Annotated in this window: 21 protein-coding genes; 10 read left to right on the top strand and 11 right to left on the bottom strand. The window is 58.9% G+C overall.

Annotated elements, in window-relative coordinates:
* Positions 1-67: 67 nt before the first annotated feature.
* Positions 68-1399 (bottom strand): aminotransferase-like domain-containing protein, encoded by a 1332-nt coding sequence (locus tag GPL81_RS19285; protein ID WP_160107999.1) that lies wholly within the window; start codon positions 1397-1399, stop codon positions 68-70.
* An 88-nt stretch (positions 1400-1487) separates the two neighbouring features.
* Here GPL81_RS19285 and GPL81_RS19280 point away from each other — a divergent pair, with 88 nt between their 5' ends.
* From GPL81_RS19280 to GPL81_RS19250, 7 genes are all read left to right on the top strand, one after another.
* Positions 1488-2384: a DMT family transporter gene (locus GPL81_RS19280; protein WP_160107998.1), complete on the top strand. Its 897-nt coding sequence runs from the start codon at positions 1488-1490 to the stop codon at positions 2382-2384.
* Positions 2385-2475: 91 nt separating this feature from the next.
* Positions 2476-3096 (top strand): LysE family translocator, encoded by a 621-nt coding sequence (locus GPL81_RS19275; protein WP_160107997.1) that lies wholly within the window; start codon positions 2476-2478, stop codon positions 3094-3096.
* 147 nt (positions 3097-3243) lie between these two features.
* Positions 3244-3456: a DUF1059 domain-containing protein gene (locus tag GPL81_RS19270; protein WP_160107996.1), complete on the top strand. Its 213-nt coding sequence runs from the start codon at positions 3244-3246 to the stop codon at positions 3454-3456.
* Positions 3457-3692: 236 nt separating this feature from the next.
* Positions 3693-4775, top strand: coding sequence for a bifunctional transcriptional activator/DNA repair enzyme AdaA (locus GPL81_RS19265; protein ID WP_160107995.1), 1083 nt, complete (start codon positions 3693-3695; stop codon positions 4773-4775).
* Between the two features lie 34 nt (positions 4776-4809).
* Positions 4810-5622 carry an isocitrate lyase/PEP mutase family protein gene (locus tag GPL81_RS19260; protein ID WP_160107994.1) on the top strand — a complete coding sequence of 271 codons (813 nt, stop codon included), beginning with the start codon at positions 4810-4812 and terminating at the stop codon, positions 5620-5622.
* Between the two features lie 4 nt (positions 5623-5626).
* The gene (locus GPL81_RS19255) at positions 5627-6244 is read left to right on the top strand and encodes a DNA-3-methyladenine glycosylase family protein (RefSeq protein ID WP_160107993.1); all 618 of its coding nucleotides are present in this window, start codon (positions 5627-5629) and stop codon (positions 6242-6244) included.
* A 170-nt stretch (positions 6245-6414) separates the two neighbouring features.
* Positions 6415-6903 carry a GFA family protein gene (locus GPL81_RS19250; protein WP_160107992.1) on the top strand — a complete coding sequence of 163 codons (489 nt, stop codon included), beginning with the start codon at positions 6415-6417 and terminating at the stop codon, positions 6901-6903.
* A 26-nt stretch (positions 6904-6929) separates the two neighbouring features.
* Here GPL81_RS19250 and GPL81_RS19245 read toward each other — a convergent pair whose 3' ends face one another.
* Positions 6930-7538 carry a MiaE family protein gene (locus GPL81_RS19245; RefSeq protein ID WP_160107991.1) on the bottom strand — a complete coding sequence of 203 codons (609 nt, stop codon included), beginning with the start codon at positions 7536-7538 and terminating at the stop codon, positions 6930-6932.
* Positions 7539-7700: 162 nt separating this feature from the next.
* Here GPL81_RS19245 and GPL81_RS19240 point away from each other — a divergent pair, with 162 nt between their 5' ends.
* Positions 7701-8564: a universal stress protein gene (locus GPL81_RS19240; protein ID WP_160107990.1), complete on the top strand. Its 864-nt coding sequence runs from the start codon at positions 7701-7703 to the stop codon at positions 8562-8564.
* Between the two features lie 74 nt (positions 8565-8638).
* On the opposite strand, the gene GPL81_RS19235 is transcribed toward GPL81_RS19240, so the two are convergent.
* Entirely contained in the window at positions 8639-9109 is a 471-nt protein-coding gene (locus GPL81_RS19235; protein WP_096510965.1) for a DUF1289 domain-containing protein, read from the bottom strand.
* Positions 9110-9566: 457 nt separating this feature from the next.
* Here GPL81_RS19235 and acnB point away from each other — a divergent pair, with 457 nt between their 5' ends.
* Positions 9567-12167 carry a bifunctional aconitate hydratase 2/2-methylisocitrate dehydratase gene (gene acnB, locus GPL81_RS19230; protein ID WP_160108053.1) on the top strand — a complete coding sequence of 867 codons (2601 nt, stop codon included), beginning with the start codon at positions 9567-9569 and terminating at the stop codon, positions 12165-12167.
* 173 nt (positions 12168-12340) lie between these two features.
* Here the strand turns inward: acnB and GPL81_RS19225 are convergent, their stop codons facing one another.
* The 8 genes from GPL81_RS19225 to lhpH form a co-directional block, all read right to left on the bottom strand.
* Positions 12341-13993, bottom strand: a complete 1653-nt coding sequence (locus tag GPL81_RS19225) for a SulP family inorganic anion transporter (protein WP_160107989.1) — start codon at positions 13991-13993, stop codon at positions 12341-12343.
* A gap of 94 nt (positions 13994-14087) precedes the next feature.
* Complete coding sequence (locus tag GPL81_RS19220; RefSeq protein ID WP_096510959.1) at positions 14088-15368, bottom strand: serine/threonine transporter; 1281 nt, start codon at positions 15366-15368, stop codon at positions 14088-14090.
* A gap of 378 nt (positions 15369-15746) precedes the next feature.
* Positions 15747-19700 carry a trifunctional transcriptional regulator/proline dehydrogenase/L-glutamate gamma-semialdehyde dehydrogenase gene (putA, locus tag GPL81_RS19215; protein WP_160108052.1) on the bottom strand — a complete coding sequence of 1318 codons (3954 nt, stop codon included), beginning with the start codon at positions 19698-19700 and terminating at the stop codon, positions 15747-15749.
* 209 nt (positions 19701-19909) lie between these two features.
* Positions 19910-20632 carry an amino acid ABC transporter ATP-binding protein gene (locus GPL81_RS19210; RefSeq protein ID WP_160107988.1) on the bottom strand — a complete coding sequence of 241 codons (723 nt, stop codon included), beginning with the start codon at positions 20630-20632 and terminating at the stop codon, positions 19910-19912.
* On the bottom strand, positions 20629-21282 hold the full coding sequence (locus tag GPL81_RS19205) for an amino acid ABC transporter permease (RefSeq protein ID WP_160107987.1): 654 nt from the start codon (positions 21280-21282) through the stop codon (positions 20629-20631). Before GPL81_RS19205 ends, GPL81_RS19210 begins: the two co-directional genes overlap by 4 nt.
* 10 nt (positions 21283-21292) lie before the next feature.
* Positions 21293-21955: an amino acid ABC transporter permease gene (locus tag GPL81_RS19200; protein WP_160107986.1), complete on the bottom strand. Its 663-nt coding sequence runs from the start codon at positions 21953-21955 to the stop codon at positions 21293-21295.
* 60 nt (positions 21956-22015) lie between these two features.
* The gene (locus tag GPL81_RS19195; protein WP_160107985.1) at positions 22016-22837 is read right to left on the bottom strand and encodes a transporter substrate-binding domain-containing protein; all 822 of its coding nucleotides are present in this window, start codon (positions 22835-22837) and stop codon (positions 22016-22018) included.
* 123 nt (positions 22838-22960) lie between these two features.
* Positions 22961-23968, bottom strand: coding sequence for a trans-3-hydroxy-L-proline dehydratase (gene lhpH, locus GPL81_RS19190; RefSeq protein WP_160107984.1), 1008 nt, complete (start codon positions 23966-23968; stop codon positions 22961-22963).
* 254 nt (positions 23969-24222) lie between these two features.
* Here lhpH and GPL81_RS19185 point away from each other — a divergent pair, with 254 nt between their 5' ends.
* Positions 24223-26454: a N,N-dimethylformamidase beta subunit family domain-containing protein gene (locus GPL81_RS19185; protein WP_160107983.1), complete on the top strand. Its 2232-nt coding sequence runs from the start codon at positions 24223-24225 to the stop codon at positions 26452-26454.
* Positions 26455-26458: the final 4 nt, after the last annotated feature.

Here is a 26458-nt window from a genome sequence, read left to right as displayed (position 1 = left end):
TTGAACCAGGCTTCAAGGTAAAGAGCCCTCGGGTGCACGTATTGAAGAAAACTGCCCTGCGCGAACACTATGAGTAAAAGCCGACCACCCGCTTCACTTTCACCAGCGCTTCGCGCAGCGAGTCCATGTCCACCGAGCCCAGCGCCAGGCGAATGGCATGGGGTACATGGGGGGTAATCGAAAAGGGTTCGGCGGGCGACACCGACACCTGCTCGCGCATCAACGCCATGGCGATCTGGTCCGCCCGCGCCTCTTGCGCCAAAGGCAACCAGATGAAGTACGAAGACGGGTGGCTGATCGTCCTGAGCCCTGCCAGTACCTCGCGCGCCAAGGCTTGCCGGGCCTGCGCGTCCGCACGTTTGTGCGCCTCCAGCTTGCTCACGGTACCGTCGTCGAGCCAGGCCGTAGCAATGGCGGTCATCACGCCGGGGGTGTTCCAGGTGGTCGCCATGATCGTACGCTCGAAACCTGCGATCCATTGCGCGGGGGCGGCCACGAAACCGACGCGCAACCCGGTGGCGACATTCTTGGATAAACCGGACACGTACACCGTTCTTTCCGGCGCCATCTCAGCCAGCGGTGGCGGCGGGTTTTCGGCCAGAAACGCGTAGGCCGCGTCCTCGATGATCGTCAGGTCATGCTGTCGTGCAATCGCCACCAATTGCCCGCGTTGATCGGCGTCCATCACCCAACCCAAGGGATTGTGCAGGGTCGGCATCGAATAGACGGCCCGCACGGAACGACGCTGGCAGAGTTGTTCCAGGGCCGGCAAATCCGGCCCTTGGTCGGTGACTGGAATGGGCAAGACTTCAAGATGCAGCGTTTCGGCCAGCGTCTTGAAACCCGGATAGGTCAAGGCATCGGCGGCGATGACATCGCCGGGCTTGAGCAGCGTCATCATCACCACCGCCAGGCCATGCTGGGCGCCACTGACGATCAACACCTGCTCGGCCGGAACATTCAGCCCGCGCTCAACCAGGTGGCGTGCCATCGAAGCCCGCTCATGCAGACGCCCTGCGTGGGGCTGGTAGCGCAGGTGCGATTCCAGGTCGCCGGACAACGCAAGCTGGCGCAGGGCATGGCGCAACAGATCCGCCTGGCCGGGCAACGACGGGTAGTTGAAGTTGAGGTCGATCATCCCCGCCGCCACCACGGACTGGGAAATACCCTGCCCGGGCGGCAGTGATGTTTCCCGGACAAAGGTCCCGCGCCCGGTTTCGCCGCTGATCAGGCCCATGCTTTCAAGCTCGGCGTAAACCCGGCTGGCAGTGACCAGCGCCAGTCCGTGCTCAGTAGCCAATTGCCGATGCGTCGGCAGCCGTGTGCCGGGCGGCAAACGACCCGAGCGGATGTCAGCGGCGAAGGCATCCACCAGTGATTTATAGCGGGAACGAGGCATGTCGAGATGTATCCATGACAATTTTTTGATTGTATCGATAGTCGGTCATAGGATGGATTCACGCAACCCAACAATGAGCGTGAGCGAAATGGAACGGACATCAAATCTGCAAGACCGCGCGCTGGACAGCAGCACGAGCGGCTGGATCAACGGCCTGATCGGTGTGGTGATTTTCAGCGGCTCACTGCCGGCGACACGAATGGCCGTGATGGAATTCGATCCGGTCTTCCTCACGGTGGCCCGCGCGACCATCGCAGCGCTTCTGGCGCTGTGCCTGCTGCTGTTGTTCAAGGAAAAACGTCCTGCGCGCAATCAACTGGTGCCCCTGGCCATCGTCGCCTTGGGTGTCGTGGTGGGTTTTCCACTGCTGACCGCACTGGCGTTGCAGTACGTGACCTCCGCGCACTCCATCGTGTTCGTCGGCCTGCTGCCGCTCGCGACCGCGGTATTCGGTGTTTTGCGTGGAGGTGAACGCCCTCGGCCGGTGTTCTGGATTTTCTCGGTGCTGGGCAGCCTGCTGGTCGTCGGCTTCGCCGTTGCCCAAGGCCTGACCGCTTCACCTCAAGGCGACATCCTGATGCTGCTGGCGATCCTGGCCTGTGGCCTGGGTTATGCCGAAGGGGCAAAGCTGTCGCGCACGCTCGGCGGCTGGCAGGTGATTTCCTGGGCGCTGGTGCTGGCGTTGCCGGTCATGGCTGCACTGACGTGGTGGCGGATGCCGGTGTCTTTCAGCGGCATCAGCACACCCGCCTGGTCCAGCCTGGCTTACGTGTCGCTGTTCAGCATGCTGATCGGTTTTGTGTTCTGGTATCGCGGGCTGGCCCAGGGCGGAATCGCCGCCGTCGGCCAACTGCAACTGCTGCAACCGTTTTTTGGCCTGGCGCTGGCGGCGACCCTGCTGCACGAACAGGTCAGCCTCGGCATGCTCGGGGTGACCGTGGCGGTGATTGTGTGCGTGGCCGGGGCGAAAAAATTCGCCCGCTAGCTACTGCTATGGCGCTTGCCGTCATGACTGTACGGGGCGCTCCACCTGACCGGCGTGTTAAAAATACGGCTCTCGTTACAGGAGCCCGCCCATGGACCTCGCCACCCTCACACTTTTCCTGCCGGCCTGCTTTGCGCTGAACATGGCGCCAGGCCCGAACAACCTGTTGTCAGTCAGCAATTCCACCCGCTACGGCTACCGTACCGCCTGTGTGGCCGGGATCGGCCGGTTGCTGGCGTTCGCCGGGATGATCGCCCTCGCCTCGGCGGGCCTGGCGGTAGTGCTGCAAACCTCGGAGTTATTGTTCTACGGGATCAAGATACTCGGGGCGGCCTACCTGTTCTATCTCGCCTGGCAGCTGTGGCGCGCTGAACCTGGCGTGGAGAACACCGTGATGGGTGAACCGGTGGGGATGCTGGCATTGGCCCGGCAGGAATTTCTGGTGGCGGCGGGCAACCCGAAAGCGATCCTGATCTTCACCGCGTTCCTGCCGCAATTCGTCGACTCGACCCGGGCCATCACGCCGCAATTCGCGGTGTTGGGCGCGCTGTTCCTGGTGTTGGAATGGATCGCTATCGCGGCCTATGCCTACATGGGCCTGCACATGCGCCGCTGGTTCGCCAAGCCGTCGGGCAAGCGGATGTTTAATCGCTGCTGCGCCGGCCTCTTATCGGCAGCAGCGTCCGTATTGCTGATGGCCCGACGGGCCTGACCCACATTGAACCAGGGTGTTTACCGGACAGACCTATACTTCAAGAGTCGGCACACTCGATGTGGCATGCAATCGTGTTTGATGTAACGCGTCGAGCGATCGCTCACGCAGGTTACGGCCTGCCTTCATCGTAGGGAGGAGAACATCATGGCGCGTAAATACATCGACTGCCGCGAGTTCCCGAGTGATACACAATGCTCGGTAGCGCTGTCCGCAGACTCTGAAAACGAACTGCTCGAGGCCGCCGCACAGCATGCAGTCAGTGTTCACAAACACACCGACTCACCGGAACTGCGTGCTCAACTGAAGACCATGTTTCACGACGGCACCCCGCCTGTTGAAGCACCGCGTCGCGCTTAGTGCTCCGGGGTTTCAGAGGCATGATTGTCATTTATGGTCGATCCGTAGCTGACGCACTTACATCTACGGTGGGAGCGAGCCTGCTCGCGATGGCGCAGTGTCAGTCACTTCAATGTTGGATGTGCTGGCGCCTTCGCGAGCAGGCTCGCTCCCACATGGCGTCTTAAAGTGGATGACGGAAATTCCCTGTCGATTTTCCGGTGGAGGCCGTCACTGCCCCGTTCTATGCTGCGTCCATGAACCTACAACACACGCTGCTTCCGCCCCACGCCGAGATGGTTCGCGCCATGCTCGAACGCGACACCGCCTACGAGGGGGTGTTTTTTACGGCGGTGAAAACCACCGGGATCTTCTGTCGCCCCAGCTGCACGGCGCGCAAGCCGAAGCCGGAGAACGTCGAGTTTTTCGCCCATGCCGATCAATGCCTGTCCGCCGGCTACCGTGCCTGCCTGCGCTGCAAGCCGCTGGCTGCCGCGGACAGCGCCCCGGACTGGGTGCAGCGATTGCTCAAGGCGGTGGACAACGATCCCGAACAACGCTGGACCGACGCTCAACTGCTGGCCGAAGGCATCGAGCCGCTGAAATTGCGGCGCTGGTTCAAGCAACATTTCGGCATGACCTTCCACGCCTGGCTGCGCACCCGGCGCCTGGGCATGGCGCTGCGCGGCATCAAACAAGGCGACTCAATTGACAGTGCCGCGTTCGATTCGGGTTACGAATCCCTGAGCGGTTTTCGCGATGCGTTTCAAAAGTCCTTCCACATCACGCCGGGCCGCGCCGCCAACAGCGAGCCCTTGCTGTTCACCCGATTGACCACGCCGCTGGGGCCGATGATCGCCATGGCCGAAAGGCGTGGTCTGGTGTTGCTGGAGTTTCTCGATCAGTCTTCGTTGAACCGGGAAGTCGAAGCACTGCAAAACCGCTTTGGTTATGCCGTGGCGCCGGGGCATAACGCGCATCTGCAACAGATCGAAGAACAACTGAGCGAGTATTTTGCAGGCCTTCGCACTGAATTCAGCATTGCCCTGCACATGCCCGGTAGCGAGTTCTCCCGCCAGGTGTGGGCCGAGCTGGCAAAAATCCCCTACGGCCAGACCACCACCTACGGCGCCATCGCCACCCTGCTGGGCAAGCCCGGCGCCAGCCGCGCAGTGGGCCTGGCCACCGGTCATAACCGCCTATCGATCGTAGTGCCCTGCCACCGTGTGATCGGTGCCGACGGCTCGCTGACCGGCTACGCTGGAGGCCAACCGCGCAAGGCGTTTCTGCTCAGGCTGGAAAACGCCGCAGTACAGCTCACCGAGCAGCTCGCATTCTGATCCCACCCAGGTTTTTCATAAGGAAGGAAATTCGATGGACAGGCTCGACACTCAATTTCACCAACTGCATCAGGACGGCCTGCTGATCCTCACCAACGTCGCCGACGCCACCGGGGCACGGCTGGTGGAGCAGCTTGGCAACAAGGCGGTGGCCACCAGCAGTGCGGCGGTGGCCTGGGTTCATGGTTATCCGGATGGCAACACCCTGCCCCTTGAACGCCTGGTATCGACGGTCGAATCCATCGCCCGGGTGATCTCGGTGCCGTTGACCGTGGACATCGAGGCCGGTTACTCCGATGACCTGGCTCGGGTTGCACAGGTGGTGGACGCTGTGATCGCCGCCGGCGCGGTGGGGATCAATATCGAGGACGGCGCCTCCGCGCCCGAACTGCTCGCCCGCAAGATCGAAACCGTGCGGGAGATTGCCGAGCGTCGCAACGTGAATCTGTTTATCAACGCACGCACCGATGTGTACCTCAAGAGCCTGGTGCCCGCCGAAGACCGCGTGGCGGAAACCCTCCGGCGCGCCGCGCTGTATCAAGCGGCCGGTGCCAACGGGTTGTTCGCGGCGGGCGTCACGTCGGAGTATGAGATCAAGGCGCTGTGCCAAGGCACGACACTGCCGTTGAATGTACTTGGGTTACCCGGCCTGCCGTCGCCAGAAGCGCTGCAAGGGCTTGGCGTGCGTCGCCTGAGCGCCGGCTCGGGCATCGCCGAGTTTCTATACGGTGCCATGGCCTCACTGACCCAAAGCTTTCTGCGCACCGGCAGACTCGACGGCCACGACATCAAGGCGCTGACCTATGGCGAAATCAACGCGCTGTTGAAACCGTTCGGAAAAGCTTGATCCCATGCACGACAAATACCAGGCAGCCACCGAGTTTTTGTCCTCGCGAGACGATGACTGGCGTCGGCATATCGCCGCCGTCGGCCCGTGCCTGCATGAGCCCCATGCCGCTCGCGATCCCTATGAATCGCTAGTGCGGGCGATTGCCTACCAGCAACTGCACGCCAAGGCGGGCGATGCGATCGTCGGGCGCCTGTTGGCGTTGTTCCCGTCGGTCTCGTTTCCGCGACCTGAACAGATTGTTGCCACCGACTTCGATCAAATGCGCGCTTGCGGTTTTTCCGCCAGCAAGATCGCGACCATTCAAGGCATCGCCCAGGCGGCGCTGGACGGCGTGGTGCCGGATTACACCACGGCGCTGGCGATGGATGATGAAGCACTGATCGAGCGCCTGATCACCCTGCGGGGTGTGGGGCGCTGGACCGTGGAGATGTTGTTGATCTACAGCCTGGAGCGGCCGGACATTCTGCCTGCCGATGACTTTGGGGTGCGTGAAGGGTATCGGCGGCTCAAGGGATTGGAGGTACAGCCGACGCGTAAGCAGATGATCGAGATCGGGTTGGCGTGGAGCCCTTACCGGACGGTGGCTTCGTGGTATTTGTGGCGGGTGCCCGGGCGTTAGACCGCGTTATCGTTCTTCGCTGGCAAGCCAGCTCCCACAAGGAACTTTGCGTCGGCAACATTTGTGTTCGACGCAAGACCTGTGGGAGCTGGCTTGCCAGCGATGACGTCAGCACTGTCGCCCCCTATCTTCTAGGCTAAACCAGATCACTTCAGCCACTGGAGGTCCCCATGCATCTCGAAGGCTCCTGCCATTGCGGCGCGGTGTCGTTCAGCCTGAACAGCGCCCACCCCTACCCCTATCAACGCTGCTATTGCTCGATCTGCCGCAAGACCCAGGGCGGTGGCGGTTATGCGATCAACATTGCCGGTGACGCCAACAGCCTGAAAGTACGCGGGCGCAAGAACATTGCGATTTACCATGCGCTGCTCAAGGGCGAAGGCGAGGCACGTGCCCACCGCAGCAGCGCCGAACGGCATTTCTGCTCGGTTTGCGGTTCGGGTTTATGGCTGTTCAGCCCCGAATGGCCGGAGCTGATTCACCCATTCGCCTCGGCCATTGATACGCCATTGCCGGTGCCGCCGGAGCACACGCATTTGTTGCTCGATTCCAAGGCACCCTGGGTCGAGGCCGAAATTCAGCCTGGCGATAGGCAGTTTGATGCTTATCCCGAAGAGTCCATCGCCCAATGGCATGAGCGCTTGGGTTTGAGCCGGTAGGAGCGAGCATGCTCGCTCCTACAGGGTCAGGCGACAGTCGGGATGCCGCTGTGGAAACGGAACTCCACATCCGGCGATTCGATCAATTCCTGCTCGGCGACTCGGACCCTGTCGATTACCTGGGCGATGTCCTTGGCATCCCCGTACTGGTAAGCCAGTTTCAAATATCCCTGAAAATGCCGGGCCTCACTCTTCAGCAAGCCGAAATAGAACTTGCCCAGTTCTTCGTCCAGATGCGGCACCAGCGCCTCGAAACGCTCGCAACTGCGGGCTTCGATGAACGCGCCAACCACCAGGGTATCCACCAGTTTTACCGGTTCGTGACTGCGTACCACCTTGCGCAGCCCCGAGGCGTAGCGCCCGGCGGACAGCTGGCGCAGCGCGATCTTGCGCTTTTTCATCAGGCGCATGACTTGTTCGTGGTGCACCAGTTCCTCCCGGGCCAGCCGCGACATCATGTTGATCAGGTCGACGTGGGAGTGATATTTGGCAATCAGGCTCAACGCCGTGCTGGCGGCCTTGAATTCGCAATTCTTGTGGTCGATCAGCAGGGTTTCCTGATCGGCCAGCGCGGCCTGGACCCAGCCGTCGGGGGTGCGACAGCCGAGAAACTCGTGAATTTCGGGAAGGATCATGGGGCCCACGGGATAAAAGGTTCAAAACGAAGGGCGACGATTATACCGGCCTGCCGGCAGACCACCAGTCAACGACCGTTGATATGCATCAACACCGCTTGCGACGGGCAGCAACTATAGTTGTGCAACGCCACGCTGTTTCATTTTCAGGAGATCCCGCTCATGCAAGCCATACGCAGCATTCTGGTGGTCATCGAACCCGAACACTCGGAAAGCCTGGCGCTCAAACGGGCCAAATTGATTGCCGGCGTCACCCAGGCGCACCTGCACCTGCTGGTGTGCGACCCCAAACATGATCACAGCGCCATGCTGAGCGTGCTCAAGGCGGCTTTGCTGGAAGACGGTTACAGCGTCACCACCGAACAGGCGTGGAACCAGAGCCTGCAGGAAACCATCGTCGATGTGCAGCAGGCCGAAGGCTGTGGCCTGGTGATCAAGCAGCATTTCCCCGACAGTGCGCTGAAAAAAGCCCTGTTGACCCCGGCAGACTGGAAATTGCTGCGTCACTGCCCGACGCCGGTGCTGCTGGTGAAAACCGCGGGTTCGTGGAAGGACAAGGTGATTCTGGCGGCCATTGATGTGGGCAACCAGGACCTTGAACACCGTCATTTGCATAACACCATCATCGATCACGGCTATGACATCGCCAGCCTGGCCAAGGCCCAGTTACACGTGATCAGCGCCCATCCGTCGCCGATGTTGTCATCGCCCGACCCGACCTACCAGCTCAGCGAAACCATCGAGGCGCGTTATCGCGAGCAGTGCAAGGCGTTCCAGGCCGAGTTCGACATCGATGACGAACACCTGCACATCGCGGAAGGTCCGGCGGATGTGTTGATTCCCTACATGGTGCACAAGCTGCAGGCGGCGGTGACGGTGATCGGCACCGTAGCGCGCAGTGGTCTCTCGGGAACGTTGATCGGCAATACAGCGGAAGTGGTGCTCGATGCGGTGGAGAGCGATGTGCTGGTGCTCAAGCCGCAGGAAGTTGAGGATCATCTGGAGGAGATGGCCGGCAAGCATTGAGGTGGATGGCGCCAAATGTATCGCCTTCGCTGGCAAGCCAGCTCCTACAGGAGCTGGCTTGCCAGCGAAGCTTTTCACCCGCCAAACGCATCCTTGAGGAAACCCGGCGCAATGTAGCGCTGGTAATGCGCCTCGGAGAGCAGGAAAAACTCCCGATCGATGGCATCGCGCAATTCCGGCAGGTTCCAGTCGCGGAACTCCGGCAGCAGCACCATCCCGTAGGCCTCCAGATTATTGATGACCCGCGCCCCACGAGCGATCAGCTGGTACGCCCAGCAATAAGCCGACTGGTGCGGCACGAAACGGATCTTGCGCTGCTCCAGCTGGGTTCTGAGCAGCGACGCATCGAAAATTTCCACCTTGGCCGCCATCACCTGGGACAACAGCTGCTCAAGGCGCAGCCAAACCGCGCGCTTTTCTTCCTCGTTGTAACCGTTCCAGTGAATCACTTCATGGTGGAAACGCTTGCAGCCACGGCACACCAGGTCACCGTAAACAGTGGAGCAAAGGCCGACACAGGGAGTCTTGATGGTTTGATTGGGCATAGGCAGGCAGAACACGAAAAAGCAAAACAGGCCGGCATGTTAGCCCTTTGTCCGCCATTGATCACCCCTCAAAGTTCAGGGCCTTGGGTGAATCAGGGGTTGGCGACCGCCACCACCAAAGTCCAATAAAACCTGACTTACCTTTAATTTTTTTTTGCCGTAGAATCAGCCTGCCTTTTTAGGCGCCAATGTCCGTTAGAAGCTGTTTTCAAAGCGTCACGAGCACAGTCGTTCCTTCAGAGCGGTGTTGGCGAGGGGTTTTTCCAGCGGGGAAAAGTCCAACGCCAACCCTCATCAGCTCCCGTTCTGCAGGCGTAAAACTTTGAAAGCAGCTTCTGTAAGGAATTGTCGGTAATTCTGGCTAAGTGGCTCACAACGCCATGCAGCGCATGAGTACGGCAATTTCGGGATGAGCGTCCCGGACACCCATTTGGGACCACTGATGAGGGTAATAACTGTGCTTGAAGCCTACCGCAAACATATCGAAGAGCGCGCAGCACTGGGTATCGTTCCCCAGCCGCTAAACGCCGAACAAACTGCAGGCCTGGTCGAGCTGCTGAAAAATCCCCCGGCTGGCGAAGAAGCATTCCTCGTTGACCTGATCACCAATCGCGTTCCGCCAGGAGTGGACGAAGCAGCCTACGTCAAGGCCGGCTTCCTGTCCGCCATCGCCAAGGGCGAAGCCAAATCCCCCCTGATCGACAAGAAGCGCGCTGTTGAACTGCTCGGCACCATGCAGGGCGGCTACAACATCGTGACCCTGGTAAACCTGCTGGACGACGCCGAACTGGCACCAGTAGCTGCCAAAGAACTCAAGCACACCCTGCTGATGTTCGATGCCTTCCACGACGTTGCTGAACGCGCCAAGAAAGGCAACGCTCACGCCCAAGGCGTGCTGCAATCCTGGGCTGATGGCGAGTGGTTCAAGAACCGCCCGACCCTGGCCGACAAGATCAGCCTGCGCGTATTCAAGGTGACTGGCGAGACCAACACCGACGACCTGTCCCCTGCTCCCGATGCCTGGTCCCGCCCGGACATCCCGCTGCACGCCCTGGCCATGCTGAAAATGGCTCGCGACGGCATCGTGCCTGACGCACAAGGCGTCACCGGTCCGATGAAGCAGATCGAAGAAATGCGCAACGCCGGCTTCCCGATCGCCTACGTTGGCGACGTGGTCGGTACCGGTTCTTCGCGTAAATCGGCGACCAACTCGGTGCTGTGGTTCTTCGGCGACGACGTTCCTTACGTGCCGAACAAGCGTGCAGGCGGCTTCTGCTTCGGCAGCAAGATCGCTCCGATCTTCTACAACACCATGGAAGATGCCGGCGCACTGCCAATCGAATTCGACGTGTCCAACATGCACATGGGCGACGTGATCGACCTGTACCCGCATGCTGGCAAAGTCTGCAAGCACGGCACCGACGAAGTCCTGACCACCTTCGAAATGAAGACCCCGGTCCTGTTGGATGAAGTACGTGCTGGCGGCCGTATCCCGCTGATCATTGGCCGTGGCCTGACCGAGAAGGCCCGCGCCGAGCTGGGTCTGCCTCCGTTCGACCTGTTCAAGAAGCCTGAAGCTCCCGCTGAAAGCACCAAGGGTTTCACCCTGGCGCAGAAAATGGTTGGTAAAGCTTGCGGCGTAGCCGGTGTGCGTCCTGGCACCTACTGCGAACCGAAAATGACCACCGTGGGCTCTCAGGACACCACCGGTCCAATGACCCGTGACGAACTGAAAGACCTGGCGTGCCTGGGCTTCTCCGCTGATCTGGTGATGCAGTCGTTCTGCCACACCGCGGCTTATCCAAAGCCGATCGACGTGACCACCCACCACACCCTGCCTGACTTCATCATGACCCGTGGCGGCGTTTCCCTGCGTCCGGGCGACGGCATCATCCACTCGTGGCTGAACCGCATGCTGCTGCCAGACACCGTCGGTACCGGTGGTGACTCCCACACCCGTTTCCCGATGGGCATTTCGTTCCCGGCCGGTTCCGGCCTGGTAGCGTTCGCCGCTGCCACCGGCGTGATGCCGCTGGACATGCCGGAATCGATCCTGGTGCGCTTCAAAGGCAAAATGCAACCTGGCGTCACCCTGCGTGACCTGGTTCATGCCATTCCTTACTTCGCGATCCAGAAAGGTCTGTTGACCGTCGAGAAGAAAGGCAAGAAAAACGCCTTCTCCGGCCGCATCCTGGAAATCGAAGGCCTGGACAACCTGAGCATCGAACAGGCTTTCGAACTGTCCGACGCCTCGGCCGAACGTTCGGCTGCCGGTTGCACCATCAAGCTGTCGAAAGACTCGATCACCGAGTACCTGCAGTCCAACATCACCCTGCTGCGCTGGATGATCGGCGAAGGCTACGGCGATGTACGTACTCTGGAACGTCGCGCCCAAGCGATGGAAGCCTGGATCGCCAACCCTGAGCTGATGGAAGCCGATGCCGACGCGGAATACGCCGAAGTCATCGAGATCGACCTGGCCGACGTCAAGGAGCCTGTGCTCTGCGCGCCGAACGACCCGGACGACGCTCGCCTGCTCTCCAGCGTTGCTGGCGAGAAGATCGACGAAGTGTTCATCGGTTCCTGCATGACCAACATCGGTCACTTCCGCGCTGCCGGCAAGTTGCTGGATCAGGTCAAGGGTCAGCTGCCTACCCGTCTGTGGCTGTCGCCACCGACCAAGATGGACGCTCACCAGCTGACCGAAGAAGGCTACTACGGCATCTACGGCAAGGCTGGCGCGCGCATGGAAATGCCGGGCTGCTCGCTGTGCATGGGTAACCAGGCACGTGTAGAGCCGAACTCGACCGTGGTGTCGACTTCGACCCGTAACTTCCCGAACCGTCTGGGTGACGGCGCGAACGTCTATCTGGCTTCGGCCGAGCTGGCGTCCGTGGCTTCCATCCTGGGTCGCCTGCCGACCGTCGAGGAGTACATGGAATACGCTGGCAAGATCGACAGCATGGCGGCCGATGTCTACCGCTACCTGTCCTTCGACCAGATCGCCGAGTTCCGTGAAGCTGCTGCGAACGCCAACATCCCGGTCGTTCAAGCCTAACGTTGCAACGCAATGAAAAACGCCGCCCATCGTGAGATGAGCGGCGTTTTTTTATGCCCTGTAGGAGCAAAGCTTTTGTGGGAGCAAAGCTTGCTCGCGATGAACGATGACGCGGTTCGTCAGGAAAGACGCCATCGCGAGCAAGCTTTGCTCCCACAGGTTCTGCTCACAGGTTATGCGGTAGGCTGAAGGGCCTGTTGAACAGCACCATCCACACTCAACCCGCTCAACATCACATTGCAGGCCTTCACCTCAGGCAACGCAGCCAACACGGATTCGGCACTGTCCTTGAGACGCGCCAGAATCAACCGCTTGCCCTCCCCATGCACCCGAACAAAAAACTCCTGCATCGCCTCAATACTGGTGCCATCCAGATCCGGCGACTCTTCCAAACTGAGAATCACCGTATGAATCGGCGCTTGCGAATGCCGGATCAAGCGCAAGGCGCCGCCAAGAATCCGCTCGACGTTGGCAAAGAACAACGCTTCACCCGGACGGACAATCAACACCCCTGGTACCGTTTGCGCCGTTGGATGGCGTTGCAGGTCGACAAAGTCGTGACCGCCATCGATGCGCCCCAGTATCTGGATATCCGCCGCCGACATCTGCTTGAGCATCAGCAACACACTGATCGCCACGGCCACCAGCAAGCCGTCCAGCACCCCCAGCACCAACACCGCACCCACGGCGCAGATCACCAGCAGACGGTCACGGCGCCAGATGAAATACCGCCCCAGCGGCTGCAGGCTCAAGCCGCGTCCCAGGGCATGGACGACGATGGCGGCGAGGATAGGCTCCGGGGTCAGGGCGATGTACGGCAGTACCGTCAGGACAATGACCAGCACTACCAGCGCCGCCACGATGCCGGCCAAGCGCGAAGTGGCGCCCGCCGCCTCATTGGCCGACGTGGCCGAATACCCCGCGCCGGCCGGCATGCCGTGGAACAGTCCGGACAACAGGTTGCTGGCCCCCAGCGCCAGCAGGTCGCGATTCGAGGTGACGCGATCTCCGTGCTTGAGCGCATAGGCACTGATCGAGCCATAAGACTCCGCATACAGAATCATTACCATGGCGAACGCCAGTTCACCCAGACGCAACCAGTCGGCAAACGGCAGTACCGGCAGCGCCGGCACCTCCAGGCTCAGGTCGATCACGCCGATCAGCTTCACGCCATAAGCCGGCAGGTCCATCCCCTGCCCCGCCGCAATGCCGATGACCACCACCAACAAACCACCTGGCAGGCGTGGAAACCGCGCGAACAGCCATAACAAAACCAATGCCACGGCACCGACGCCAGCCGCCGCCCAGTTCCATTTCGGCAATTGCTCCAGCAGTTGCGGCAAAAAGCGCACCAGGTTGGCATCGGTCAAATGCACACCAACCACGCTGGCGACCTGCTTGAGAATGATGGTCAGCGCCAGGCCAAAGGCAAAACCGCGCAGCACCGGTTTGGCGATGAACGACGTCACGCTGCCGAGCTTGAACAGCCCGGCCAGCAAGAAAAACGCCCCGGTCACCAGCACCAGACTGAAGGCCAGGGTCGAGCGCAATTGCGGGTCGCCATTGGCCAGGGTGGCGGTCGCGGCGGCCAGTACGGCGGCGGAGGATGAGGTGGCCGAGACAATGGCGAAGCGGCTGGTGCCGAACAGGCCATAACACAGCAACCCAGCGAACAGGGCGATCACCCCGGCCTGGGGCGCCAGTGCGGCGATGCCTGAATAAGCGACTGCCTCGGGCAGCAGCAGGCCGGCAATCGACAAACCTGCCAGCAGGTCCTGCCAGCGATTGGGTGGTTCAACAGGGTTGGGCGGTAAGGCGCTCGACAATCCGGTGTCTCCAGGCGAAAAAAAACCGCTGCACGTAACACGTGCAGCGGCCACTGTAGCTGTCAATCCGGCACTGCGCGAGCAGGCCGGTCGATCACGCGGTCAAGGAGTAGATCAACGCGCTGATCGCCACCAGACCTACCGCCACCACAAACACGTTCGACGCCTGACCGCGATAACGCGCCATGGCTGGCACCTTGCGGATGGCATACATCGGCATCAGGAACAGGATCGCTGCGATCACCGGGCCGCCGAGGGTTTCGATCATGCCGAGGATGCTCGGGTTCAGCGTGGCGACGATCCAGCACACCACCAGCATGAAAGCGGCGGTCATGCGGTCCAGGGTCTTGGCGGACGGACGCTTGCCGCTTTTGACGATCAGGCCCTTGAGACCTTCGCTGGCGCCGATGTAGTGCCCCAGGAACGACTTGGAAATGGCCACGAACGCAATCAACGGTGCCGCGAAGGCGATGGTCGGGTTGCTGAAGTGGTTGGCCAGGTACGACAGGATCGACAGATTCTGCGCTTTCGCTTCGGCCAGTTGCGCCGGCGACAGGGTCAGCACGCAACTGAAGACGAAGAACAGCACCATCACCACCATCAAGGCGTGGGCGCGGGACAGGATTTGCGAGCTGCGCTGTTCGGCGTGGTCACCGTAACGACGCTTCTGGTCCACCGCGAACGCCGAGATGATCGGCGAATGGTTGAACGAGAACACCATCACCGGGATTGCCAGCCAAAGGGTGTGTAACAGCGCCGACGGCTCAGGCAACGTGCTGGCCGTGGTCAGGATGCCGCCGTTCCAGTGCGGAATCAGGAACACCGCCAGGAACAGCAGTGCGACGATGAACGGGTACACCATCAGGCTCATGGCCTTGACGATCATTTGCTCACCGCAGCGCACGACCGCCAGCAGGCCGAGGATCAGCACCAGCGACAGCACCGCGCGCGGTGGCGGCATGATGTGCAGTTGGTGTTCGAGGAAGCTGCCCACGGTGTTGGTCAGGGCCACGCTGTAGATCAACAGGATCGGGAAGATCGCGAAGAAATACAGCAACGTGATCAATGCGCCGGCCTTTAGGCCAAAATGCTCTTCCACCACTTCGGTGATGTCGGCACCTTCGCGGCCCGACAGCACGAAGCGGGTCAGGCCGCGGTGTGCGTAGAAGGTCATCGGGAACGCCAGCAGCGCCAGGACCAGCAGCGGCCAGAATCCGCCCAGGCCCGCGTTGATCGGCAAAAACAGGGTTCCTGCACCAATCGCCGTGCCAAACAGGCCCAGCATCCAGGTGGTGTCTTGGCGATTCCAGCTCGAAAGGGTTGCTGGTGTTGCTGCTACATAGCGTTCGTTAACGCTATTGGCCTGATCATTCATCCGGTGGGATCTCCACATTCCGGTCACTTGCCACCCGGCCAGAACGCGTCGGAATACCCGACAGGCAGCGCCCGGCCGAAACAGGGGCGCGATTCTGGAGGATTAGTGAGCAGAAGCAAAGACTTAGGTGAGGGACGGTGGTGCCAAGTGGTAATTTTTGAACGACAAATAACCCTGTGTGCGTAGGCGTTCAGCAGAAAGTAAAACGGTGTCACCAACATTTAGAATGGACGGGCCAGTACCAGGAGACTGGAGTATCGCGCCCGGTTCATCAAGGCCAGCACTGGTCTGAACATCACTGTTCCTACGTATGGAGTTCGTTGGTTTCAGAAATTGCACATCAAGAGGCCAACTTTCCATGTCAGCCCCTTCCCCCGATTAACCGATGGTCATCAGACTTGCATTACCACCCGCTGCAGCCGTGTTGATACTGACAGCCCGTTCGATAACCAGTCTCTCCAGTGGAATGTCGCACTCACCTGGAGACAGGCCATGAACGCTGATAATTGCCCCTGACCGGGAAGCGATCAGTTGGCAAAAGTGCCGCAACTGGTCCGAATGCCCATGATGCAGAACCGCGTCGAACTCCACCGTTCCATTGTTCCAGTCAGTCACTCTGCAGATAGCGCGCTGCACAACTTCAGGAAGTTTGCTGAACAAAGCCTTTGTTCGTGGACTTTCTCCCCACAGGACTTTGCTGCCGACTGAAAGCACGGCCGCCAGTTGCACCAGCAAATCCTCTTCCGTATCGCCGATACACAGGACACGAGCCCGAGGAAGTATGGTGTAGGTGTTTCGTTCTCCCGTAGGCCCGGTCAGCACACGTGTCAGTCCGCTTTGAGATTCGACTTCGAATTTCTTGCACTGCATATGCAGTACATCTTTTTTCTCGGCATGAGCCCAATCGGCCAGGAATTTCAACGGCAAAAGTAAATCTGCCCGACCGCTCTTCTCTGGAACGTTTTGCCCATCAGACTCAACAAACGCCTTGGATACGGCATGTTCCGGTCTTGTCGAAAGAAGGCGGTACATATAGAGCGGCCCACCAGCCTTCGGGCCGGTACCAGACAATCCTTCCCCACCGAATGGCTGAACACCGACCACTGCCCCCACAATGTTGCGGTTCACATAGACATTGCCTGCGTGAACATTGCCAACGATCTTGGTTATGGTTTCGTCGATGCGTGTGTGTACGCCCAGTGTCAGCCCATACCCTGAACCATTGATGTGCTGGATCAATTGATCCAGATTCTTGCGGCTGTAACGGACGACGTGGAGTACAGGCCCGAAGATTTCTCGCTCCAGTTCGTCGATACTTTCCAACTCGATCAGTGTCGGCTGTACGAATGTGCCTCGTCGAAAATCCTCACCGGCCATGATCGAGGTCTGGTAAACCGAGCGACCTTTGGCGCGCATGCTTTCAATGTGCTTGTCGATGCCCGCTTTCGCCTCTGCATCGATCACCGGCCCGATATCCACACATAGCCTGTCCGGGTTGCCTTGCCTGCATTCAGCCATCGCGCCCTTCAACATCTCGATCACTCGATCCGCCGAGTCGGCCTGAAGGCACAGCACCCTCAGAGCAGAGCAGCGCTGACCGGCGCTGTCGAACGCAGAAGCCACAACGTCAATGACGACTTGCTCGGTCAAAGCGGATGAATCGACGATCATTGCGTTCTGCCCACCCGTTTCCGCAATCAACGGAACCGGACGGCCCAGGACGTCGAGGCGCCCGGCGATATTTTTTTGCAGCAGGCGGGCGACCTCCGTCGACCCGGTAAACATGACACCTTTGACCCGGTCATCACTGATCAACGCTGCACCAATGACACTGCCACGACCCGGCAAAAGCTGCAGCACACCACTTGGAATACCAGCCTCGAGCAAGATGCGCACGGCTTGTGCGGCGATCAATGAAGTTTGCTCAGCTGGCTTGGCCAGCACTGGATTGCCGGCCGCCAATGCGGCAGCAACCTGTCCGGTAAAAATCGCCAGCGGGAAGTTCCAGGGGCTGATGCATACGACCGGGCCCAATGGCCGATGGGCATCATTGGTAAAATCCCTGCGCGCTTGCACCGCGTAATATCGAAGAAAGTCGACAGCCTCTCGCACTTCGGCAATGGCATTGGCGAAGGTTTTACCGGCCTCTCGCACCAGTAACCCCATGAGCGGTTGAATGTCAGCCTCCATCAGATCCGCTGCCCGCTCCAGTATTTGAGCGCGCTCGCTAACAGGCGTTGCCTGCCAGATAGGGGCGGCGCTGATCGCATATCCTAGCGCCTGTTCAACATCCTCAAGATCAGCCGGCTGAACGCGACCGACTACGTCACGCAAATCCGAAGGATTGCAGACTGGCTTCAGATCACCGGATCGACCAACTCCGCCTAACATCGGCGCAGCCGTCCACTCAGTGTTTGCCGTGGCGAGCAACGCACAAGAGAGTGAGGCCAGGCGATGTTCATTCGCCAGGTCGATCCCGGCGGAGTTTGCTCGATCCGCACCGTACAAATCCCGTGGCAAAGGAATTTTTGGATGAGGCAGACCATAGGTTCCATCCTCAAAGGCCATCGCATCCACCGTCAGCACTGGATCGGCAATCAACTCCTGAATGGTGATCGAATGGTCGGCGATGCGGTTGACGAATGACGTGTTCGCGCCATTTTCGAGTAGACGGCGAACCAGATACGCCAGGAGCGTTTCATGGGTTCCTACGGGGGCATAGACGCGGCAAGGCCTGTTCAGCTTGCCTTCGGACACCATGCCGACGACCTGTTCATAGAGCGGTTCGCCCATGCCGTGCAGGCATTGGAACTCATATTGCCCGGGGTAATAGTTCTGGCCCGCGATGTGGTAAATCGCTGACAGCGTATGGGCATTGTGCGTCGCAAATTGCGGATAAATGGCTTCAGGGACCGCCAGCAGTTTACGTGCACATGCGATGTAGGAAACGTCGGTATACACCTTGCGGGTATAGACCGGATAACCTTCAAGCCCCTCGACTTGAGCACGCTTGATTTCACTGTCCCAGTACGCGCCCTTCACCAGCCGGATCATCAGGCGATGACGGCTTCGGCGGGCCAGATCGATCACACAGTCGATCACATAGGGGCAGCGTTTCTGATAAGCCTGAATGACAAAACCGATGCCGTTCCAGCCTGCCAGTTCCGGTTCGAAGCAAAGCCGCTCGAGCAGGTCCAGCGACAGCTCCAGGCGATCGGCCTCTTCAGCGTCGATGTTCAAACCGATGTCGTAACGCTTGGCCAACAGCGTCAACGAAAGCAGGCGCGGATAAAGCTCGGCCATCACGCGATCATATTGCGCGCGGCTGTAGCGCGGGTGCAGTGCCGAGAGCTTGATGGAGATGCCTGGCCCTTCGTAGATTCCCCGCCCGTGTGAAGCCTTGCCGATGGCATGGATGGCTTGGGTGTAGGACGCCAGGTACTTTTGTGCGTCGTGCTCGGTCAGGGCGGCTTCGCCCAGCATGTCGTAGGAATAGCGAAAGCCCTTGGACTCGAATCGTGTGGCATTGGCCAGCGCCTGGGCGATGGTTTCGCCGGTGACAAACTGCTCGCCCATGACCCGCATCGCCATGTCCACGCCTTTGCGGATCAACGGCTCCCCGCCTTTGCCGATAATGCGCGTGAGCGTCGAAGTCATGCCGGTTTCGCTGTGGGTGGCGACCAGTTTCCCGGTCAACAAAAGCCCCCATGTCGCCGCGTTCACGAAGAGCGAGCCACTTTTACCGATATGCGTCTGCCAGTTGCCATTGCTGACTTTGTCGCGGATCAACGCATCTCGGGTGCCCTTGTCCGGAATGCGCAGGAGCGCTTCAGCAAGGCACATCAAGGCGACGCCCTCCTGCGATGAAAGCGAGAACTCCTGAAGCAAACCTTGCACGAGCCCCGCCCGCCCGCTGGCGTTCTTCTGATTGCGCAGCTTTTCGGCAATGCCGGCGGCCAGTCTGGTTGTCGATGAGGCCATCTGCGGAGGCAACCGTGCTTGCTCCAACAGCATCGGCACCATCTCTTCTTCCGGCCGTCGATAGGCTGACGTAATCGCCGCTCTGAGCACCGACTGCGGATGGATGTTTTCCGCCAGATCCAGGAAAGGCTGACAGGCCGTCTCCACCAATACTTCACCTTGTACTTCCGGATCGCCGAGGTGCGTGCCGAGCAGCTCATCCAGCGTGACTCCGCCTTCAAGCTTCTCCAGACAATTGAAGAGCGCCTGCTTGATTAACCAATGCGGCGTTCGATCAATCGATGCAGCGGCAGATTTGAGACGTTCACGGGTCAGGTCGTCGAGTTTCACACCGAGGGTAGTCGCCATTATTAGAGCCCAGCCAAGGAAACCGTTAAAAGGAAAATGGAGCGGTCATGGACCGAATTGAAGACGCGTAAATGCGACATTCCTGGCAACTTCGGCGTGCTAAAAGACAATGGTTGCCACCAGGTAAAATGACGCTATGCGCGCCACAACCGCGGTTACTACATCAACCAGTAACCGCGGTATTCGCCGCTCTCATTGCAAGAGCGTGATCTTCAGAGTACCGAGCATAGAAAGTTTGCTGTTTCAGCTTTTTCCGGACAGTCGAAGATCTGTTCGGGACTCCCTAACTCGTGGATCTGCCCTTTATGGAAGAACGCGACACGGTCCGAAACCTCGCGGGCGAAACGCATTTCATGGGTGACCACGATCATGGTCATCCCTTCATGGGACAACATGCGCAAGGTATCCAGCACCTCACCAACGAGTTGCGGGTCCAGCGCAGACGTCACCTCATCGAATAGCATGTAGTCCGGCGACATCGCCAGCGCGCGTGCGATCGCCATCCGCTGCTGTTGCCCGCCCGACAGACGCGATGGAAAAGTCGTCAGCTTCTCACCCAGTCCCACATGTCTGAGTTTTTCGACAGCGATCGCCTCGGCCTCCTGCTTCGATTTGCCCAGGACTTTTCGCGGGGCAAGCATCACGTTCTCGAGAACTGTCATATGGGGAAAGGCATTCCATTGCTGAAATACAATGCCGATCTTTTGCCGAAGTTTATTAAGATCTGTTTTTTTCGAATGGACGTGAATGCCATCGACACTGATACGACCTTGCTGGATATCTTCCAGACCATTGATACACATCAGCATGGTCGACTTGCCGGAACCCGAACCACCGATCATCGATAACACTTCGCCCTTGTTCACGCTCAGGCTGACACCCTTGAGAACATGCAAGGCACCAAAGTGTTTATGTACGTCTTCAATTTTAATCATTGTATTTGCCACCTTTTCTCAAGCCGAGCGCCGAGTCTCGCAATGGGGAAGCTCATCAAGAAGTAGATCACACCGGTAACTGCCAGGATCGTTAATGGCTCCTGAACGCGGGTTGTGACAATCTGGGAACTGCGTAACAGTTCAATGATGCCGATCCACAAAACAAGTGAGGTATCTTTCATTATCCCGAGGGCCAAGCCGATCCAACTCGGGAATACAATCCTGGTAGCGATAGGCAACGTGATCGAAACCACTTCCTGCCGCCAACTCAAACCTAGTGATCGAGCGGCGCGGCGCGTTGTGGTCGGGACTGCCGCCACCCCGCTCCTGACAATCTCGGTACATAGCGCAGCGGCATAAACGCCGAGGCAAATGCACGCAACCACATAGGTTGGCCAGTTCAGGCGAAACATGCTGTTGAATGAATTGAATATGACCAATTGAATCAACAGCGGCACCGAACGGAAGATATCCAGAACCCAGCCAATGGGAGAACTGATCCACCACGCGGCACCGGCTCTAATCAGACCGAACAACGTGCCGAACAAAGTGCCTATGCCGACCGCTGCCAAAGTAATAGCGATTGTGACAACAGCACCCTTCAATAAAAACAGGATGTCGCTCCACGCTAATGTCCCTTCAAAAAACATGGCGCACCTCTCAATAACGAAACAGGCGCCAAGCGAATAGCCGCGCGCAAATCGTGAATATTTTCGATATCAGGTAGTACAGGCAAGCCGCGACGAAGAAGTACTCGAATGTCCGATAAGTCATGACATTAAGTTGCTGAGTAACACCTGTCAGGTCGCTCGTCAGACCAACGATAGTACCGAGGGAAGTCATCAGAATTGACCAGACCATCTGGTTGGTCATGGCATGGAACACCGCCCGCAACATCTGCGGAAGCACGATATGCCATAGCGTCTGGGCCGCCCCCATGCCCAACGAGCGAGCGGCGCGTACCTGAGTTTCCGGAACAGCGGAGAAGCCGCCCCGGAAAGTTTCTGCCAGGTAGCCTGCGTTGTTGAACGTGATACCGAGCAGGAGTGCATAGTAAGAGTCGATACCAACTCCAATGGAGCCCAGCCCGAAATAGACCATGTAAATCTGAAACAGCCCTGGCGTGTTACGCGCCGTTTCAATCCACACGCTGGCCAGACCCGAAAGGGTTTTGTTACCCGATCTTTTAGCAAGCGCCAACAGGACGGCTATCACCGTACCAATTGCCATCGCCAGTGTGGCAATCTCCAAGGTCACTAGCGCTCCCGACAACATCTCCGGAAGCGACTCCAGAACCGGGCGCCACTGGAAGGTATAAGACATACGATTACCTTTTTTTAAACGAAAGGTTTTTGTTTTTCCGGAACGAATGCCCCGCTTTCCTTAACGATAGGTACCTTTGACAGTCAGATCCGGAGCCGGCCCGCCTTCTGTTCCCACCCATTTCGCATAGAGTTCGGCATATCGACCGGAGCGAACCTGGCGGTTGAGGAAAAGATTCACGTAGTTGAGCAGTCCTTGTTCCTGGCGCTGCACGAGAAACGCACAGTAGTCAGGGTCGACAGGAGCATCACCGACGATCTTCAGACCCGGATATTTCCCCGATTTGATGACGTGGGTGGCGATCGTCGCGGTGGTGTACGTTGCATCGATCTTCTTCTGGCTGAGTGCCAGAAAGCTGTCCGACTGGGACTGGAAGGTCAGCATCTTGGTTGCCGGATCATTGATCTTTTGCACCGTCTCTTTCAGAGCGGTCGTTTCGTAGGCCCCTGCCGGGCCGCCCACTGTATGTCCCTTGAAGTCCTCGGCGCCTTTAATGCCGGAATCTTCGCGGGCAAGAATGATCGTGTTGAAGACGAAATAGGGAATCGAGAAGCCGATCGTTCTTGCACGTTCAAGCGTGTCAGAAGCCACGGCGATGCCCACATCCGCACGACCAGACAGAACCGCAGGGATACGATCCGGATCCGGGGTGTCGACGATTTCAGCCTTAACGCCAAGGGCGGCAGCCATATCGTTGCAATAATCCACGTCGAAGCCGATCGGCTTGTTGTCCTTGTCACGGGAACCGTTGGGCGGGAAATCAAGCTCTACCGCACAGCGCAGCTTGCCCGACGAAATGATATCGTCCAACTGGTCTGCATGAACGGCGGTGGTAGCCAAAGCAGCAAAAGCTGCGGCCAGGATAAGTTGGTTGATGCGCATTTTGTTCCCCTCGTTTGTTGGCTGAACTCAGAAACAAGATACGCTTATTTTAGCGTATCCTGGATATCGTATACGTATTATCGGGGCAGTAAAATTACAACTCTTAGATCGTTATTGTTGGTCTCACTGGACTAGAAAACCGTAGGTCAGTGGATCCGTCTCGTCGATGATCCAGTTGGCGAAGCCACAGATATGGGCCTTTCCGCTCACTTCAGGGATGACGGCGTCCAACGGGCCGACCATGGTTTCGCTGAGCACGCGACCTTTGAACACGGTGCCGATGATGGACTCGTTGACCAGCGCATCGGCAGCCGACAGTTCCCCGCGCAGATAAAGTTGTGCCACTCGGCCCGCGGTGCCCGAACCGGTCGGGGATCGGTCAATCGCCCGGTCCGCATACACACAGCAGTTGGCCTGGGTGGAACCCTCGTGACGCGGATCGCCATACACCATGACGCCGTACACGTCGTTGAATTCCGGGATTTCGGGATGGACAAAAGCACCGCGGGCATTGATCGCGGTTTTGATTTCATAGCCGAACTGGGTAATCGTCGACAGGTCTTTCTCGCGAATGGCGATATTGTGCGGCCGGCCATCGACATAGAAATAGGTCGCGCCACCGTAGGCGATATCACCCGTGACCTTGCCGAAAGTCGGAGTGGTCACCGTCACATCCCGCTCGAAAATGAATGACGCCACGTTGACGAAACGTACCGCGCCCGTCCGGGTGCCATCCCATTCGACAAACGCCTCGATGAAGCCACAGGGCGCGTCAATGCCTACGCGGGTCTCTGGAGATTTTCGCTCAATCCAGCCCAACTCCACGGCAGCCGTTGCCAGCGCGATAACACCGTGCCCGCAGTGAGGGCTGTAGCCCATGTTATTGAGGAAAATCACGCCGAAATCGGCTTCTGCACTCACAGGCTCAGTGAGGAAACCACCATACAAATCCTTGTGGCCGCGAGGTTCAAGCATCAGTGCACGCCGGTAGTGATCGGCGTTGTGTTGCAGCCAGGTGCTGCGCTCGACAATGGTGGCGCCTGGCACTTTTGGTAGTCCCTGGGTGACGAGGCGGAATGTTTCCCCGCTCGTGTGCAGCTCCACAGTGGCAAATGATCGTTCGTACTGCATTCGTAGTCTCCATATCTCTGGGTTGCGAAAGCGGGTCAATGGCGTGGATTAGCCGCCATTTCAGATATGGTATACGATAAACGAATTGCGTCAACTGTCTAATTACCCAGCTCTGTCCATCGAGGCAACACCAGGAGGTGAATAAAGCAGGTGCATTTAAAGAAGAAACAGAACGGCGAGATGCGTACGCGATGATGTCGTTGACAGCAGAAAAATGGTATACGATATTCTATAAAACATCAGGTAGCAGGTGTATGGCCCATTCAGATATCGATTTCCCGGCAGTGATTGGCTACGTAACGCCGTTGAGCGCCCAGCCCGGAGAACTGCTCGAATTCAAAATTTCCTCGACAGGTGATCGGGACATCTGCGCCAAAGTCGTGAGGTTGGACTGCTGCGATCCCAATCCACAGGGCCCTGGCCTCAAAAGCGCGGAAGTGGACTTCGGCCTGGAGCAAAGCTATCGCGCGTCCGAGCAAAAGACCTACCTCGGTTCCTGCGCCATCGGCCCCCTGCCCTCCCTCCGCGACGCACACGACCTGACGCTGTCGCTGCTCATCAAACCCACACTGGTCAGTTCCACCGACCAAGTGATTTGCTCACTGCAGGATGAAACTGGAACGAACGGCTTCGCAGTAGCGCTCAACCAAGGAACGCTGCATATAAAAAGGCTGGGAATGCCCGTCCACCAAGTGCTCGACACTCACCTGGAAAGAAACCGATGGAGCCACCTGGAAATCTGCTTCGGTCCGCAGGACGTCGTCATTCGCTCGACGCTCGTGGGTGGTCGAAAAACCGCCGAAGTCAGCACCCGGCTGGAGGGGTTTCAAGTCCCCCTCAAGGACACCAGTCACCTGTGTCTCGCCGCAATCTGGCGCGGCCATCCCGTTGATTGCTTCAACGGCTCTATCGAAGCGCCCTGCTTGACCCGCTCGCGGACGGGCGCGACACCTGACACTGAGGTGCTTGCGCGCTGGTCTTTCGCAAAGGATGTGCCCAAGCAAACGGTTGAAAATGACATTGATCCCTCGCGTCATCTCACCTTGGTCAACATGCCGACGCGTGGCGTGCGGTCTTCGGCCTGGTCCGGGCGCAACATGGACTGGAAAAACGCGCCTGATGAATACGCAGCCATCGCCTTTCACGCCGATGATCTGAGCGACTGCCAGTGGAGTACTACCCTGGCAATCCGCGTGCCGGCGAACATCCCATCGGGGGTCTATGGACTGCTGATCGAGAACCCGTCTGGCAGCGACACCATCCCCTTCTACGTGCTGCCTGGCGGTGACTCGCCCCGCCGCAAAATCCTCTTTCTGGCACCCACATTCACCTACATGGCCTACGCGAACCATGCTCGCGGAACATTCGCTGGCGCGCTGCAAAACCGGGTCAGGGAATGGAGTGCCTATCCGCATAATCCGGATGTGGTGGGCGCCTTTGGGTACTCAAACTACAACCGCCACCCGGATGGCTCGGGGATAACCCTTTCGTCCCGACTGCGGCCGATCTTGACTATGCGTCCGGGCTATCTGGTCTACCCCGACGAGAATGGATCGGGTATGCGTGGCTTCGCATCGGACTCACACCTGACGGACTGGTTGAAAGCCAAGGGCTTCGAATTTGATGTCATCACCGATGAGGACCTCGACCGTAAAGGTGTGGATGCCCTGGCGCACTACGATGTCGTGCTGACCGGCACCCAGCCTGAATATCACACACGCCGCACGCTGGAAGCGCTGATCGCCTATCGAAAAGGCGGCGGAAAACTGATGTACCTCGGCGGTAATGGCTTCTATTGGAAAATCGGCCGCGACCCAAGTCACCCGCACATGATCGAGGTCCGCCGGGCGGAAGGTGGCATGCGGGTTTGGGCCAGCCAACCCGGCGAGTATTACCACCAACTCGATGGCGAGTACGGGGGACTGTGGCGCCGCAACGGCATAGCACCACAACAAGTCGCCGGCGTGGGTTTCACCGCTGAAGGCGCGTTCGAGGGAACGTATTACGTCCGCACCCCGGAATCGTTTCACAGTGAATTGGCCTTCCTGTTCGAGGGTATTCACCCCGAGGAAAAAATCGGCGACTTCGGCCTTTCGGGAGGCGGTGCTGCCGGCTTCGAGATCGACCAGGTCTGTTCGGATCTGGGAACCCCGGATTTCGTGACGGTGATTGCCGCCTCCGAAGGTCATGGCCCGACCTTCGAAACCACCTTCGAAGAGCTGCTGCTTCCGGGCGTCTTTGACGGCGGCCCGCGACCTTATGGAGGCATCCGTTCCAACATCGTCTACGGCATCGATGAAAATGGCGGCGGCCTGTTCTCGGTCGGCTCCATCACGTTTTGCGGCAGCCTGTCGCACAACCATTACGACAACAACGTATCGCGTCTGCTGGAAAACTGTTTGCGCAAATTCCTCGCGACTTCACGCAGTACTGATGACTCGCTGTCGTACCCACCCCGCTCCCATCTTCCTTCAACAGGTGATTGACACC

The sequence above is a fragment of the Pseudomonas izuensis genome (assembly GCF_009861505.1).
Lineage (GTDB): Bacteria > Pseudomonadota > Gammaproteobacteria > Pseudomonadales > Pseudomonadaceae > Aquipseudomonas > Aquipseudomonas izuensis.
This window is presented reverse-complemented; position numbering and strand designations above follow the sequence as displayed.